Here is a 15,227-nt window from a genome sequence, read left to right as displayed (position 1 = left end):
CACGTCAGTAGAGAGCGGAAGCCAACTTACGACGGGCCGCGATGACGATCGGTTCTGCCGGGTCGAACAGTTCGAACAGTTCGAGCAGGCGCGTCCGAGCGGCAGCCTTGTCGTCGCCGGCAGTTCGCGAGACCACCGAGATCAAGCGGGCGAACGACGCCTCGGGTTGCTGGGCGAACATTTCCAGGTCGGCCGCAGCGAACTGCAGTTCGAGATCGGACGGATCAGCATCCGCGGCCGCAATCGACTCGGGATCGACACCCTGAACCCGAGCCATGAACTTCACCTGGCGGACAGCGCTCTTGGCCTCCGCATTGTTGGGTTCGGCGTCGAGAATTTCCTGGTACGCAGCGATGGCGGCGTCGAGATCGCCCTCGTCCAGCGCGGTTTCAGCGGCCACGAAGCGAGGATCCTCGACCTCCTCCACCGGTTCGTCCGCGTCGGAGACCGGCCCACTCAACTTGCCCTCGACAGCTTGGAGGACTGCGTCGAACCACTGGCTGAGCTGCGCCTCTGGCTGAGCGCCCTGAAAATCGGCCAACGGCTGACCAGCCGCGACAGCAACAACCGTCGGAACCGATTGGACACCGAATGCCTGCGCGATACGAGGGCTCACGTCGACGTCGACGTTGGCAAGAATCCACTTGCCGCCGGCTCGCGCTGCAAATGATTCGAGAACTTCGGTGAATACGACCGAGGGCTCGTATGCGCGGCCACCGATGTTGACGATCACCGGCACCTGGCTCGACTTCAGCAGGACTTCGCTTTCGAAGTTCTCCTCGGTCACCTCGATCACTGCCCCGGAGACAGCAGAAACGGCCCCGTCGCCGCTGGTGTTACGCGGCGGTGGTGGGGCCGTGGCCCGCTCTTTGAAGGCGGACAAGTCGACTGCGCCGCTCATGGCGGCAGCAACTGCGGACGAACGCGCGGGGGGCCTGGAACCTGGTCGAGTCACGGCTCCCAGTTTGTCACGAGTTGCGAGAAGCTACGTAGAGGGATGCAGCACTCAGACGAGCGCCGCGTTGCCCTTGGACGCCGCGAACTCCGTGGACAGCTCACCGAGCTTGCCGTTTCGCACTGCCCATCGTTCGAATATGACGGTGCCGAAGGGCGGAACGCTCGAGATCAGCGCAAGGATCGTGGTCTTGACGTCCCACTTGAGCGACCACGCGGTCAGGAGTGCAACAACGATGAACACCAGGAAGCCCGCGGTGCCGTGGACCATTCCGGGGATGCGAATCGCTTCTTCGTGTCCGAGGACCCACTTGAAGAACATGGCAACCAGCAAGGCCGCCCAGGTCACAGCTTCCCACCACGCCACCAGACGGAAGCGTTTCGCGGGAGTGGATACGTCAAAGATGTTCGCCATGAGGCCATTGTGCCCGAACAACTACGACGCCCCGTAGTTGTGTGAGGAAAACCACGGGGCGTCGCAGAGCGAGAGCGCTGGTTCAGGTGTATTTAGACACTCAGGCCTTGGGGACGCGGACGATGAGTGCGTCGCCTTGTCCGCCGCCGCCGCAGAGTGCGGCTGCGCCGATGCCGCCGCCGCGGCGTTGCAGTTCGAGGGCGAGGTGCAGGGCGATGCGGGCGCCGGACATGCCGAGGGGGTGGCCGACGGCGATGGCGCCGCCGTTGACGTTGACCTTGGCGGGGTCGAGGCCGAGTTCGCGGGTGGAGGCGATCCCGACGGCGGCGAATGCTTCGTTGATTTCGACGAGGTCGAGGTCGGTGGGGTCGATGCCTTCCTTCGCGCAGGCTTTGGCGATGGCCCGGGCGGGTTGGGACTGGAGGGTGGAGTCGGGTCCGGCGACGACGCCGTGGGCGCCGATTTCCGCGATCCAGGTCAGGCCGAGTTCTTCGGCTTTGGTTTTGCTCATCACGATCACGGCGGCGGCGCCGTCGGAGATCGGGGAGGCGGAGCCGGCGGTGATGGTGCCGTCCTTGCTGAACGCGGGACGCAGTTTGCCGAGGGATTCGGTGGTGGTGTCGGCGCGGATGCCTTCGTCCTGGGCGAAGACGATGGGCTCGCCCTTGCGTTGGGGGATGGAGACGGGGACGACTTCGTTGTCGAAGAGGCCGTCTTTCCAGGCGCGGGCCGCGTTCTGGTGTGAGGCGGCGGCGAAGGCGTCCTGCTCGGCGCGGGTGATGTGGGCGGTTTCTTGTTGGTTGACTTGTTCGGTGAGCAGGCCCATGGCCTGGTCGGTGAAGATGTCGTGGAGGCCGTCGTAGGCCATGTGGTCGCGGAGGGTGACGTCGCCGTATTTGAAGCCTTCGCGGCTTTTTTCGAGCATGTGGGGTGCGCGGGACATCGATTCCTGCCCGCCGGCGACGACGATGTCGAATTCGCCGGCGCGGATGAGTTGGTCGGCGAGGGCGATGGCGTCGATGCCGGAGAGGCACACTTTGTTGATGCTCAGGGCGGGGACGTTCATGGGGATGCCGGCGGCGACGGCGGCTTGGCGGGCGGGCATCTGGCCGGCGCCGGCGGTGAGGACCTGTCCCATGATGACGTAGTCGACCTGTTCGGGTGCGACTGAGGACTTGTCGAGGGCGCCTTTGATGGCGATGCCGCCGAGGTCGGATCCGGAGAGGTCTTTCAACGATCCGAGGAGTCGACCCATCGGGGTACGAGCTCCCGCAACAATCACAGAACTGGTCACGATTTCCTCCGGCTGCAAAAGAGAGATAGTCGTCGGTTCCGTGCGGCCTAAGAGCCAAGTCACATCCCGACGTGTACTCCTCAAACGGTAGCGCTACCGTGAAAGGTATGACACAGACCTCCCCCAGTTCTGCACTCGCACCTTTGTCGTCCGACCTCGTCGTCGCGATCGATCACGTCGGAATCGCGGTGCCCGATCTCGACGTGGCAATCGCGTGGTACACGCAGCACCTGGGCATGGTGTCGACCCACGAGGAAATCAACGAATCGCAGGGCGTGCGTGAGGCCATGCTCTCCGTCGTCGGCTCCCCCGCCGGATCCACTGCCGTTCAGCTGCTCGCGCCTCTGGACGAGAATTCGACCATCGCCAAGTTCATCGACCGAAGCGGCCCCGGACTCCAGCAGCTCGCCTACCGGGTCACCGACATCGACGCCATCTCCGCCGAGCTTCGCGACCGCGGGGTTCGGTTGCTGTACGACGCTCCCCGACGCGGTACGGCCAACTCGCGCATCAACTTCATCCACCCGAAGGACGCCGGCGGCGTCCTGGTGGAACTGGTCGAACCCGACGCGAGCCACTAGCAGACCCGACTCCAGCTCGTATGCCAGGTAGATTGTCGCCATGGCATACGAGCAGGACCGCGGTTCGATCCAACTTCCGTTCCAGATCGCACGGAAGGGATACGACCGCGACGAGGTACGTAACTACTTCGAGCGATTCGACGCGGAGCTGCGAGTTACCGCGGCTGATCGTGATGCTGCCGCTGCGCAGGCCCGTGACCTCGCCAAGCAGCTCGACGATGCACGCGACGACATCGACGACCTCCGCAAGGACGTAGACCGCCTCTCGGTACCGCCCACCACTGCGGAGGGCATGAGCGATCGCATCAGCCGCATGCTGCGCCTTGCCTCCGACGAGGCCTCGGAGGTGCGCGCGAAGGCCGAGGCCGACGCAGCCGAGATGACCTCCATCGCCGAACAGGACGGCGCCCGCCTTCGTGGTCACTACGAGTCGCTGATCGCCGAACTCGAGGACCGTCGCAACGCGATGGAAACCATGCACGAGCAGACCATGGCGCAGGCCCGTACCGAAGCCGCCCGGATCGTCGAAGCCGCGCAGGCCGAGCGGGATCGACTGGCTGCCGAGTCCGAGGCCAAGCGCACTCAGATCCGCGAAGACTTCGACATCTCGATGTCGGAGCGCCGCGCCAAGGTCGTCGCCGCCGTCAACGAGCTGGAGTCGTCGAGCAAAGCAGAGGCCGAGCGTCGACTCGCCGATGCGTCGCACGAGGCTCAGCGCAGGCTGCAGGCCGCCACTGATCAGTCCGAGCGCAAGATCGCTCACGCGAAGGAACTCACCGAAGAACTGCGCGTTCTCCGTGGCCGAATCCTGGCTCAACTCTTGGGTATTCGCGGACAACTCGATTCGGTTCCGGCTATGCTCGCATCGGTCAACCGGGAGAGCGAACTCCTCGATGCACCGCCCGCTCCGGTCATCGTCGAAGCCGAGGAAGATCTCGAGATCGAAGACAAGAAGGCCGACGCAGATAAGGTCGACGCAGAACCGGTCAAATCAGAACCGAGTATCGACGAAGACGACGTTCTCGAGGACTCGGACGAGACGAACACCGCCGAGATCGACACCCGCGCCGTCGAGCAGCGAGCCCAGTCCAGGAACTGATCGACGCTCAGGACCACCGTCTGGTCAGGCTGCGCGTACCGCGGCCTGACCAGCATCCGGTATGCCAGTGTCGACGCTCGTTCGCGCCGCCCGGTTCCGAAGGCCACGTCACCACGTGAGCGACGCCGGGTCTGATGTCGTGATCACAACCGGGGCATCGATAGAACTTCGTCGCGTTGGAGCCGGGTATCGGCCTCACCATGTACATTTCACCGCCCGGCCCGGGTTCCTCCCGGACCAGCGCTCCGCCGAACAACACGCCGCTTGGTGACGCCGACTCCGCGCTCGAATCCCGAGCACGCCGAGTATCCGTTCGACGGGTTTGCTTCGGCGAAGGTTTGCGGCGCGGCATGGTTCGAGTCTAAACAGCGTCAGAAGAGGCGGAACTCGGTGCTTTCGGTGCCCCGCAAGGCCTCGTAGTCAAGGACCAGGCAACGGATCCCACGGTCGTTGGCCAAAGTCTTTGCCTGCGGCTTGATCTGTTGCGCTGCAAAAACTCCCGTGACCGGCGCGAGCAGCGGATCGCGGTTGAGCAATTCGAGGTAGCGCGTCAACTGCTCGACGCCGTCGATCTCGCCGCGACGCTTGATCTCCACCGCCACCGATGCACCGTCCGCGTCTCGGACCAGAAGATCGACCGGCCCGATGGCCGTCATGTACTCACGCCGCACCAACGTGTAGCCGGGGCCGAGTGTCTCGACATGCTCCGCCAGAAGTTCTTGAAGGTGTGCCTCGACACCGTCCTTGATCAATCCCGGATCGAGACCGAGTTCATACGACGAATCGTGCTCGACCTCTTCGAGAGTGATCCGCAGTTCCTCGCCCGCCTTGTTGGTGACGACCCACAGGATGTCGTCGCCGTCCCCGGTGGTCTCGACCAACCAGCACGGCGGACTCATCCAGTTGAGCGGCTTGTACGCCCGATCGTCGGCATGGATACTGACCGAGCCGTCGGCTTTGACCAACAGCAGTCGTCTTGCGGTAGGGAGGTGGGAGGTCAGGCGTCCCACATAGTCGACACGGCAACGAGCAATAACTAGGCGCACCGGACCACCCTAAGCGATCATTACGACTACTCTCGACACACTATGCAGCGAAGCCGTGTCCCGAGTGCGCCCCTGGGGTCGTGGCTGCTCGGATCCACCGACGAAAGCCCCAGGCGCCGCCGAATCCGCGTCCAGGCACTACTCACCGCGCCCCTCCTGGTCACAAACCTGATCGGAGCGGTACTGGCGATCGTGCTCATCGGATTCGTGGTTCCCGGACCCGAGATCATCCACCCCGAATTCGCATGGATCAACTTCATTGCCGTGCCCGTCTTCATCGGGTGTGTCTTTCTCATCGGACTTCTGTGGGGCACCAAACGGCTGATGCGGGATCTTCGATGGGCCACCGAGGATCACCCACCGACAGAGCAGAATCAACGCGCGGCGCTGCGCGGGCCGTGGCGACTGACCCGAGTGCAAGCCGTCCTGTGGACGGCCGCGCTCATCACCTTCACGACCATGTACGGAATCGTCGACCCCGACGCCATTCCGAAAGTTCTGTTCACCGTGGCTTTCAGCGGTATCACCACGTGCGCTTTCTGCTACCTGCTCAGCGAGTTCGCACTCCGCCCGATTGCTGCGCGTGCACTCGAATCCGGAGCACCCCGCAAGGCTGCCGTTCTCGGACTGACCGGCCGGACAATCCTCGTCTGGCTGCTCGGAAGCGGAGTCCCCGTCACCGGCTTGATGCTCGTGGCGGTCTTCAGCTTCATCCGGCCTGCATCGTGGCAAGCCCTCGCGATCGCCATCCTCGTCATTGGCGGAATCACCCTGTGCGTCGGACTCGGACTGACATACATCAACATTCGGTCCGCCGCGGCCCCCATTCGGTCCGTGCGACGAGGAATGGAACAAGTCACCCGTGGCGACCTCACCGCGTCCGTCGTCGTGTACGACGGAACGGAACTGGGACTACTGCAGGCCGGCTTCAATCGCATGGCCGAGGGTCTGCGCGAGCGAGAGCGAATACGCGACCTCTTCGGGCGCCACGTCGGACACGAGGTTGCCGCAAACGCGGTTCGCCGAAACCCGGAACTCGGCGGTGAAGAACGTGACGTTGCCGTACTCTTCGTCGACGTCATCGGATCGACCACCATCGCGGCCACCAACTCCCCTACGGCGGTGGTCGCTCTACTCAACCGTTTCTTCGACGTCATAGTCGACGAGGTCGACGCGCACGGCGGATTCGTGAACAAGTTCGAGGGCGACGCAGCGCTGGCGATCTTCGGAGCGCCGACGACACTCGACGATCACGCCGGCAGCGCACTCGCCGCTGCCCGCAAGATTCAGCAGCGCCTGCGTGCCGAGGTTCCGGAAGTGAGCGCGGGAATCGGCGTCGCCGCAGGTGTTGCCGTAGCCGGGAACGTCGGTGCGCGAGAAAGATTCGAGTACACCGTCATCGGTGATCCCGTCAACGAAGCGGCGCGACTGTCCGAGGTCGCCAAGACGGTTCCGGGTAACGTCGCCGCATCCGGACGGGCTGTGGCTGCCGCTGACAGCGCCGAGGCTGCACAGTGGTCGATCACCGAGAACATCACCCTTCGCGGCCGGCTCGAACAGACCGAGCTCGCGATTCCGTGCGACGCTCTGGAGTCCGAGACCAGCCCGTCAAACTCCGTGCCCGTTCAGCCCTGACCCCACCGCCCCCTGAGCGAACGGCACGTTCGGTCGATCCAAGGCGATCAACGCCACGTTCGCTCGATGACTTTCCCGCTTCCCAACGGTCTATATCGAAACAGCGGAGATCCGACGACACCTGGGAGATGGGTACGACTATGAAACTGACGACCTTTACCATCGTCACTCTCGACGGTGTGATGCAAGGACTCGGTGGTCCGGACGAAGATCGCCGTGGCGGATTCGAGCGGGGCGGCTGGTCCGCGCCATTAGTGGACACCGAAGCCATGGATTACCTCGTCCAGGTCTACCAGCGAGCTGACGCGTTCCTGTTCGGGCGACACACGTACGAGATCTTCGCCGGCTATTGGGGCGCGTTCGAGAATCCCGACGTCAACCCCATTGCAAGCGCACTGAATTCGCGGCCCAAGTACCTTGCGTCGACGACGCTCACCGATCCGCAATGGACGAACACGACAGCCCTTTCAGGTGACACCGCCACAGCTCTCGGCGAACTGAAAGCCAGACCCGGCGGTGAGCTTCAGGTGCACGGCAGTGGCAACCTGTGCCGCTGGCTTTTCGCGAACGATCTGGTCGACGAGATGATCCTGCTGATCGTTCCGGTGGTGGTAGGCCCGGGCACGCGACTGTTTCCCGACTCCGGACCGGACATCGCACTAGAGCTGGCCGAATCGCGAGCCACATCAAAGGGCGTGACGATTCAGAGGTATCTGCCGGCTGGCCGGCCGAAGTATGCGACTGCCACCGCCGACGGCATCGACTGATCCGGGCAAAGCGCCTGTCGTCCTCAGTCGTGTTCCCGCCCCTGATGGTGTGAACGTACCGTTCCCCTCGCCTAAGAGGGTGAGCGTGTCGTTCACTCCATGCCGGGGTGCCGGCGGCGTGCCCGCCCTAGATGGTGTGAACGGTACGTTGGGTCGATCTGAGGCGACGACAGTGCTGTTCGCTCGAAGTCGGGGGTGCCGGCGGGGGTGCTTTCGGGTGTTGGCGGGGGGGTGTTTTGGGTACGAGAAAGCCCCCCAACCAGTACTGGTTGGGGGGATTTTCTAATGTGTGTTCGGCGGTGTCCTACTCTCCCACACCCTGTCGAGTGCAGTACCATCGGCGCTGAAGGGCTTAGCTTCCGGGTTCGGAATGGGACCGGGCGTTTCCCCTTCGCTATGACCGCCGTAACTCTATGAAACTGTCACAGTAACCTTCTTCTGATCACCTGGTTTCACCACCCGTCAACACCAGTTTCTGGTGTTGGGGGATGGAGAAAACAGGGTTTCTCATCAGTATCTGTGTGTTGTTTCAGATACCGCACAGTGGACGCGTAGCTTCTTTGTGGTAAGTCCTCGGCCTATTAGTACCAGTCACCTGCATGCATTACTGCACTTCCAGTTCTGGCCTATCAACCCGGTGGTCTGCCGGGGGCCTTACCCCCTCGAGGGGGTGAGAAACCTCATCTTGGAACAGGCTTCCCGCTTAGATGCTTTCAGCGGTTATCCCTTCCGAACGTAGCTAACCAGCGGTGCTCCTGGCGGAACAACTGGCACACCAGAGGTTCGTCCGTCCCGGTCCTCTCGTACTAGGGACAGCCTTCCTCAAGTTTCTAACGCGCGCGGCGGATAGAGACCGAACTGTCTCACGACGTTCTAAACCCAGCTCGCGTGCCGCTTTAATGGGCGAACAGCCCAACCCTTGGGACCTACTCCAGCCCCAGGATGCGACGAGCCGACATCGAGGTGCCAAACCATCCCGTCGATATGGACTCTTGGGGAAGATCAGCCTGTTATCCCCGGGGTACCTTTTATCCGTTGAGCGACACCGCTTCCACTTGCCGGTGCCGGATCACTAGTCCCGACTTTCGTCCCTGCTCGACCTGTCAGTCTCACAGTCAAGCTCCCTTGTGCACTTGCACTCGACACCTGATTGCCAACCAGGCTGAGGGAACCTTTGGGCGCCTCCGTTACATTTTGGGAGGCAACCGCCCCAGTTAAACTACCCACCAGGCACTGTCCCTGAACCAGATCATGGTCCGAGGTTAGAGGTCCAATTCGATCAGAGTGGTATTTCAACAACGACTCCACGATAACTGGCGTCACCGCTTCACAGTCTCCCACCTATCCTACACAAACCGAACCGAACACCAATACCAAGCTGTAGTGAAGGTCCCGGGGTCTTTTCGTCCTGCCGCGCGTAACGAGCATCTTTACTCGTAATGCAATTTCGCCGAGTCTACGGTTGAGACAGCTGAGAAGTCGTTACGCCATTCGTGCAGGTCGGAACTTACCCGACAAGGAATTTCGCTACCTTAGGATGGTTATAGTTACCACCGCCGTTTACTGGGGCTTAAATTCTCAGCTTCGCTCCCGAAGGAACTAACCGGTCCTCTTAACCTTCCAGCACCGGGCAGGCGTCAGTCCGTATACATCGTCTTACGACTTCGCACGGACCTGTGTTTTTAGTAAACAGTCGCTTCTCACTGGTCTCTGCGGCCCCACCCAGCTCAGACAGTAAATGTCGTCACCAGACAGGGCCCCCCTTCTCCCGAAGTTACGGGGGCATTTTGCCGAGTTCCTTAACCATAGTTATCTCGATCGCCTTAGTATTCTCTACCTGACCACCTGTGTCGGTTTGGGGTACGGGCCGTGTGAAAGCTCGCTAGAGGCTTTTCTCGGCAGCATAGGATCACTGAATTCGCCTCAATCGGCTACGCATCACGTCTCAGGCTATGTGCGACCCGGATTTGCCTAGGTCACGCCCTACACGCTTACACCAGTATTACCACTGACTGGCTCAGCTACCTTCCTGCGTCACCCCATCGCTTGGCTACTACCAGATCAGGTCCCATGCATCCACCAACTCGAGACCCGAAGGTCTTCTCGTGGCTTCAGGATGGTTAGTATCACTGATTCACCATGGGCGCGTTCACACGGGTACGGGAATATCAACCCGTTGTCCATCGGCTACGCCTGTCGGCCTCGTCTTAGGTCCCGACTCACCCTGGGCGGATTAACCTGGCCCAGGAACCCTTGGTCATTCGGCGGACGAGTTTCTCACTCGTCTTTCGCTACTCATGCCTGCATTCTCACTCGTGTGGCCTCCACGGCTAGGTCACCCTGCCGCTTCCATGGCCACACGACGCTCCCCTACCCATCCACACACCTGCCAGAAAATCCGTGGATCAACTGGGGGCTATTGCGTGAATGCCGCAGCTTCGGTGGTGTACTTGAGCCCCGCTACATTGTCGGCGCAGGATCACTTGACCAGTGAGCTATTACGCACTCTTTCAAGGGTGGCTGCTTCTAAGCCAACCTCCTGGTTGTCTTCGCGACCCCACATCCTTTTCCACTTAGTACACGCTTAGGGACCTTAGCTGGCGATCTGGGCTGTTTCCCTCTCGACTACGAACCTTATCGCCCGCAGTCTCACTGCCGCGCTCTCACTCACCGGCATTCGGAGTTTGGCTGATTTCGGTAAGCTTGTGGGCCCCCTAGACCATCCAGTAGCTCTACCTCCGGTGAGAAACACGCGACGCTGCACCTAAATGCATTTCGGGGAGAACCAGCTATCACGGAGTTTGATTGGCCTTTCACCCCTACCCACAACTCATCCCCTCAGTTTTCAACCTAAGTGGGTTCGGTCCTCCACGACGTCTTACCGTCGCTTCAACCTGGCCATGGGTAGATCACTCCGCTTCGGGTCTAGAGCATGCCACTGACTCGCCCTATTCGGACTCGCTTTCGCTACGGCTACCCCACACGGGTTAACCTCGCGACATGCCACTAACTCGCAGGCTCATTCTTCAAAAGGCACGCCATCACCCCCAGCAGTAAACTGCTCGAAGGCTCTGACGGATTGTAAGCGCACGGTTTCAGGTACTATTTCACTCCCCTCCCGGGGTACTTTTCACCTTTCCCTCACGGTACTAGTCCGCTATCGGTCACCAGGGAGTATTCAGGCTTATCGGGTGGTCCCGACAGATTCACACCAGATTTCACGGGCCCGGTGCTACTTGGGTTTCCATTACAACAGTCACAAAGTTTTCGTGTACGGGATTCTCACCCTCTACGACAGGCCGTTCCAGACCACTTCCACTAACCCTGTGATTTCTTACTGTTGGCCAACACGGCAGTATTGACAAAATGAACCCCACAACCCCACGAATGCAACACCTGCCGGCTATCACACACCCATGGTTTAGCCTCTTCCGCTTTCGCTCGCCACTACTCACGGAATCACGGTTGTTTTCTCTTCCTGTGGGTACTGAGATGTTTCACTTCCCCACGTTCCCTCCACACGCCCTATATATTCAGGCGCGGGTAACACGACATCACTCGTGCTGGGTTTCCCCATTCGGACATCCTCGGATCACAGCTCGGTTGACAGCTCCCCGAGGCTTATCGCAGCCTCCTACGTCCTTCATCGGCTCCTGGTGCCAAGGCATCCACCGTACGCTCTTCATTACTTACAACAAAGATGCTCGCGTCCACTGTGCAGTTCTCAAACAACACACAAACAACCACACACACGTTGACACCAACACCCACCAAAGTGGACCGGTATGACAACTGCAGTCATTTGTCGTTACTTCCTTCGAGGAAACACTCGCGTGTTCTCTCAGGACCCAACAGTATGTCGATATATTGTTCGTCGGTTTCCCACAGAGGAGAAACCGTACGACGATCAAGTTTGTCAGCGATCCACCCATGAGCAACCGCCGGACAACATCGTGTCCGAAACGGTCTCTGCCAACCAGTAATTCACCTGTGTGAACCCTGACATTGGAGAAGCTCCTTAGAAAGGAGGTGATCCAGCCGCACCTTCCGGTACGGCTACCTTGTTACGACTTCGTCCCAATCGCCGATCCCACCTTCGACGGCTCCCTCCCACAAGGGGTTAAGCCACCGGCTTCGGGTGTTACCGACTTTCATGACGTGACGGGCGGTGTGTACAAGGCCCGGGAACGTATTCACCGCAGCGTTGCTGATCTGCGATTACTAGCGACTCCGACTTCACGGGGTCGAGTTGCAGACCCCGATCCGAACTGAGACCAGCTTTAAGGGATTCGCTCCACCTCACGGTCTCGCAGCCCTCTGTACTGGCCATTGTAGCATGTGTGAAGCCCTGGACATAAGGGGCATGATGACTTGACGTCGTCCCCACCTTCCTCCGAGTTGACCCCGGCAGTCTCTTACGAGTCCCCACCATAACGTGCTGGCAACATAAGATAGGGGTTGCGCTCGTTGCGGGACTTAACCCAACATCTCACGACACGAGCTGACGACAGCCATGCACCACCTGTATACCGACCACAAGGGGGGCCACATCTCTGCAGCTTTCCGGTATATGTCAAACCCAGGTAAGGTTCTTCGCGTTGCATCGAATTAATCCACATGCTCCGCCGCTTGTGCGGGCCCCCGTCAATTCCTTTGAGTTTTAGCCTTGCGGCCGTACTCCCCAGGCGGGGCGCTTAATGCGTTAGCTACGGCACGGATTCCGTGGAAGGAACCCACACCTAGCGCCCACCGTTTACGGCGTGGACTACCAGGGTATCTAATCCTGTTCGCTACCCACGCTTTCGTTCCTCAGCGTCAGTTACTGCCCAGAGACCCGCCTTCGCCACCGGTGTTCCTCCTGATATCTGCGCATTTCACCGCTACACCAGGAATTCCAGTCTCCCCTGCAGTACTCAAGTCTGCCCGTATCGCCTGCAAGCCAGCAGTTGAGCTGCTGGTTTTCACAAACGACGCGACAAACCGCCTACGAACTCTTTACGCCCAGTAATTCCGGACAACGCTTGCACCCTACGTATTACCGCGGCTGCTGGCACGTAGTTAGCCGGTGCTTCTTCTGCAGGTACCGTCACTTGCGCTTCGTCCCTGCTGAAAGAGGTTTACAACCCGAAGGCCGTCATCCCTCACGCGGCGTCGCTGCATCAGGCTTTCGCCCATTGTGCAATATTCCCCACTGCTGCCTCCCGTAGGAGTCTGGGCCGTGTCTCAGTCCCAGTGTGGCCGGTCACCCTCTCAGGTCGGCTACCCGTCGTCGCCTTGGTAGGCCATTACCCCACCAACAAGCTGATAGGCCGCGGGCCCATCCTGCACCGATAAATCTTTCCACCACCCACCATGCGATAGGAGGTCATATCCGGTATTAGACCCAGTTTCCCAGGCTTATCCCGAAGTGCAGGGCAGATCACCCACGTGTTACTCACCCGTTCGCCGCTCGTGTACCCCGAAAGGCCTTACCGCTCGACTTGCATGTGTTAAGCACGCCGCCAGCGTTCGTCCTGAGCCAGGATCAAACTCTCCGTTGAAGACTCTAGATTTCGCGGGCAAGCCCACTAATCAGTCATAGACAAAAAGAGTCAAATCACTAGCAAAAAAACTCAACTAGCAAAAAATGTGTCGGCAACCATTCAGACGGAAGAATGAACAATCACCGACGAAAAATACTCACACCACACACAAACCAACCAAACCCCAAGAGGCGGTTGATCATTCGCGGATGTGAAGTACCAAAAAAATTTTGGCACTGACATTCATCGACACACTGTTGAGTTCTCAAAGAACACGCACACACCATCACCACGACCCTATGGCCGCCGCTCCGGGGCAACTTTTCCAGCCTATCCCAACCTGGCCACCGGCGCAAACCGAAACCCCGTGAGAAAAACTGGATTGTGTTCGCCAGGCACTTCGTACAACCTCGTGTCACTCACCCTCGCAGGTGGGAGTCGGTGTCCGTGTCGCTCTGACTTGGAATAAGTTACGCGAACCTTCAATCAATTCACAAATCGCCTGGTCACCACACCGAATTGGCCGATTAAGGCCAGGTCAGACCGTTGAGCCTTTCCGCCAACTGCGAATAGGCCCGAGTGTGACGCCGAGCACCGATACCTAGTCGGTGCCCACCCGCTCGATCACTCCCCCGAGTCCACGGAGATTCTCGACGAATCGCGGGTACCCACGGTCGATGTGGAAAATATCGTGAACTTCGGTGGTTCCGTCCGCAACCAACCCCGCAAGCACGAGCCCGGCGCCGGCCCGAATGTCCGAAGACCACACCGGTGCACTCGACAACACCGGAACTCCGCGGATCACCGCATGGTGACCGTCAGTACGAGCGTCGGCGCCGAGTCGGATCATTTCCTCGACAAATCGGAAACGCGATTCGAATACGTTCTCGGTGATCATCGACGTGCCTTCGGCAACCGCAGCCAAACCGATTGCCATCGGCTGCAGGTCGGTCGGGAATCCGGGGTACGGCAATGTTGCGAAATTGACCGCCTTAGGCCGTTCGCGCTGAATGACGCGGAAACCGTCAACCTCGGGAGTCACCTCCGCGCCGGCCGTCCGAAGCTTGTCGAGGACCAGTCCGAGATGCTTGTGGTTCACCCCGCGAACGCGGACGTCACCCCTGGTCATGGAGGCAGCGACACCCCATGTTGCGGCAACGATCCGGTCACCGATGACGCGGTGCGTAGTCGGTTCCAACTTGCGGACGCCTTGAATGGTGAGCGTCGAACTTCCGCCGCCAGATACCTTGGCGCCCATCTCGTTGAGCATGTTGCACAGATCCACGATCTCGGGCTCACGTGCAGCGTTGTCGATCACTGTCTCACCACGGGCGAGGACCGCTGCCATCAAGATGTTCTCGGTTGCACCCACAGACGGGAAGACCAGGCGGATGTTCGCTCCATGCAGGTCGTCTGCCTCGGCAACTACACATCCGTGTTCGATCTCGCTGCGCGCACCCAACAGGCGGAGCCCGGATTGGTGCATGTCGAGGGGCCTCGAACCGATGGCGTCACCGCCAGGCAAGGCAACAACAGCGCGTCGACAACGCGCGACCAGCGGACCGAGAACACACACTGACGCTCGGAACTGTTTCACCGCATCGAAGTCAGCGTGATACTTCGGCTCGGCCGGCGTCGTGATCCGCACTTCGGAATCTTCGAGTTCGACTTCGCAGCCCAGACCTCGCAGAACGTCCGCCATCAGCGGTACGTCGAGAATGTCCGGGCAGTTGGTCACGACAGTGGTGCCTTCGGCCAACAGCGCCGCGGCCATCAGCTTCAGCACACTGTTCTTGGCCCCTCCCACCAGTACTTCACCTTCGAGGCGGTTACCCCCGGTCACAAGAAAGTGCTCACTCACGGTTCACAGCCTAGAGCCACAACCTCGTCGGCACCGCGCCGGTACCGTAGCCC

Annotated in this window: 10 protein-coding genes and 3 rRNA genes; 4 read left to right on the top strand and 9 right to left on the bottom strand. The window is 60.4% G+C overall.

Features of this window, described 5'->3' with window-relative positions; translation table 11 throughout:
• Positions 1 to 4: 4 nt before the first annotated feature.
• The 3 genes from G4D79_RS15930 to G4D79_RS15920 all read right to left on the bottom strand — a co-directional run bounded on the left by G4D79_RS15930 (position 5) and on the right by G4D79_RS15920 (position 2,663).
• Positions 5 to 901: a tetratricopeptide repeat protein gene (locus G4D79_RS15930; protein ID WP_030537899.1), complete on the bottom strand. Its 897-nt coding sequence runs from the start codon at positions 899 to 901 to the stop codon at positions 5 to 7.
• 105 nt (positions 902 to 1,006) lie between these two features.
• Positions 1,007 to 1,369, bottom strand: coding sequence for a DUF3817 domain-containing protein (locus G4D79_RS15925; protein WP_054782236.1), 363 nt, complete (start codon positions 1,367 to 1,369; stop codon positions 1,007 to 1,009).
• Positions 1,370 to 1,469: 100 nt separating this feature from the next.
• A complete protein-coding gene (locus tag G4D79_RS15920) occupies positions 1,470 to 2,663 on the bottom strand; it encodes an acetyl-CoA C-acetyltransferase (protein ID WP_007733254.1) in 1,194 nt (397 codons plus the stop codon).
• A 107-nt stretch (positions 2,664 to 2,770) separates the two neighbouring features.
• Between G4D79_RS15920 and mce the strand changes: the two genes are divergently transcribed.
• Positions 2,771 to 3,244: a methylmalonyl-CoA epimerase gene (mce, locus tag G4D79_RS15915; RefSeq protein WP_037131968.1), complete on the top strand. Its 474-nt coding sequence runs from the start codon at positions 2,771 to 2,773 to the stop codon at positions 3,242 to 3,244.
• 40 nt (positions 3,245 to 3,284) lie between these two features.
• The gene (locus tag G4D79_RS15910) at positions 3,285 to 4,343 is read left to right on the top strand and encodes a hypothetical protein (protein WP_003945156.1); all 1,059 of its coding nucleotides are present in this window, start codon (positions 3,285 to 3,287) and stop codon (positions 4,341 to 4,343) included.
• Between the two features lie 7 nt (positions 4,344 to 4,350).
• On the opposite strand, the gene G4D79_RS34545 is transcribed toward G4D79_RS15910, so the two are convergent.
• Entirely contained in the window at positions 4,351 to 4,695 is a 345-nt protein-coding gene (locus tag G4D79_RS34545; protein WP_054828484.1) for a hypothetical protein, read from the bottom strand.
• 19 nt (positions 4,696 to 4,714) lie between these two features.
• Positions 4,715 to 5,389 (bottom strand): endonuclease NucS, encoded by a 675-nt coding sequence (gene nucS / locus G4D79_RS15905; protein WP_007733244.1) that lies wholly within the window; start codon positions 5,387 to 5,389, stop codon positions 4,715 to 4,717.
• A 42-nt stretch (positions 5,390 to 5,431) separates the two neighbouring features.
• Here nucS and G4D79_RS15900 point away from each other — a divergent pair, with 42 nt between their 5' ends.
• Positions 5,432 to 7,024 (top strand): adenylate/guanylate cyclase domain-containing protein, encoded by a 1,593-nt coding sequence (locus G4D79_RS15900; protein ID WP_099699154.1) that lies wholly within the window; start codon positions 5,432 to 5,434, stop codon positions 7,022 to 7,024.
• 140 nt (positions 7,025 to 7,164) lie between these two features.
• Positions 7,165 to 7,791: a dihydrofolate reductase family protein gene (locus tag G4D79_RS15895; protein ID WP_099699155.1), complete on the top strand. Its 627-nt coding sequence runs from the start codon at positions 7,165 to 7,167 to the stop codon at positions 7,789 to 7,791.
• 291 nt (positions 7,792 to 8,082) lie between these two features.
• On the opposite strand, the gene rrf is transcribed toward G4D79_RS15895, so the two are convergent.
• From rrf to murA, 4 genes are all read right to left on the bottom strand, one after another.
• Positions 8,083 to 8,199 (bottom strand): 5S ribosomal RNA (gene rrf / locus G4D79_RS15890).
• Positions 8,200 to 8,352: 153 nt separating this feature from the next.
• Positions 8,353 to 11,486, bottom strand: a 23S ribosomal RNA gene (locus G4D79_RS15885).
• A 327-nt stretch (positions 11,487 to 11,813) separates the two neighbouring features.
• Positions 11,814 to 13,331, bottom strand: a 16S ribosomal RNA gene (locus tag G4D79_RS15880).
• Together the 16S, 23S and 5S rRNA genes form the textbook arrangement of a ribosomal RNA operon.
• Positions 13,332 to 13,914: 583 nt before the next feature.
• Positions 13,915 to 15,174 carry a UDP-N-acetylglucosamine 1-carboxyvinyltransferase gene (gene murA / locus G4D79_RS15875; RefSeq protein ID WP_030537339.1) on the bottom strand — a complete coding sequence of 420 codons (1,260 nt, stop codon included), beginning with the start codon at positions 15,172 to 15,174 and terminating at the stop codon, positions 13,915 to 13,917.
• Between the last annotated feature and the right edge of the window lie 53 nt (positions 15,175 to 15,227).

This window comes from Rhodococcus sp. WY5 (genome assembly GCF_018588185.1).
Taxonomy (GTDB): Bacteria; Actinomycetota; Actinomycetes; order Mycobacteriales; family Mycobacteriaceae; genus Rhodococcus_F; species Rhodococcus_F qingshengii.
Note: the sequence above shows the minus strand (reverse complement) of the source record. Positions and strands in the feature narration are given on the sequence as shown.

Excerpts from the sequence above, each read along its gene's own strand:
- G4D79_RS15930 (WP_030537899.1), bottom strand. The coding sequence starts at position 901 with ATGAGCGGCGCAGTCGACTTGTCCGCCTTCAAAGAGCGGGCCACGGCC.
- G4D79_RS15925 (WP_054782236.1), bottom strand. The coding sequence starts at position 1,369 with ATGGCGAACATCTTTGACGTATCCACTCCCGCGAAACGCTTCCGTCTG.
- mce (WP_037131968.1), top strand. The coding sequence starts at position 2,771 with ATGACACAGACCTCCCCCAGTTCTGCACTCGCACCTTTGTCGTCCGAC.
- G4D79_RS15910 (WP_003945156.1), top strand. The coding sequence starts at position 3,285 with ATGGCATACGAGCAGGACCGCGGTTCGATCCAACTTCCGTTCCAGATC.
- G4D79_RS34545 (WP_054828484.1), bottom strand. The coding sequence starts at position 4,695 with ATGCCGCGCCGCAAACCTTCGCCGAAGCAAACCCGTCGAACGGATACT.
- G4D79_RS15900 (WP_099699154.1), top strand. The coding sequence starts at position 5,432 with ATGCAGCGAAGCCGTGTCCCGAGTGCGCCCCTGGGGTCGTGGCTGCTC.
- G4D79_RS15895 (WP_099699155.1), top strand. The coding sequence starts at position 7,165 with ATGAAACTGACGACCTTTACCATCGTCACTCTCGACGGTGTGATGCAA.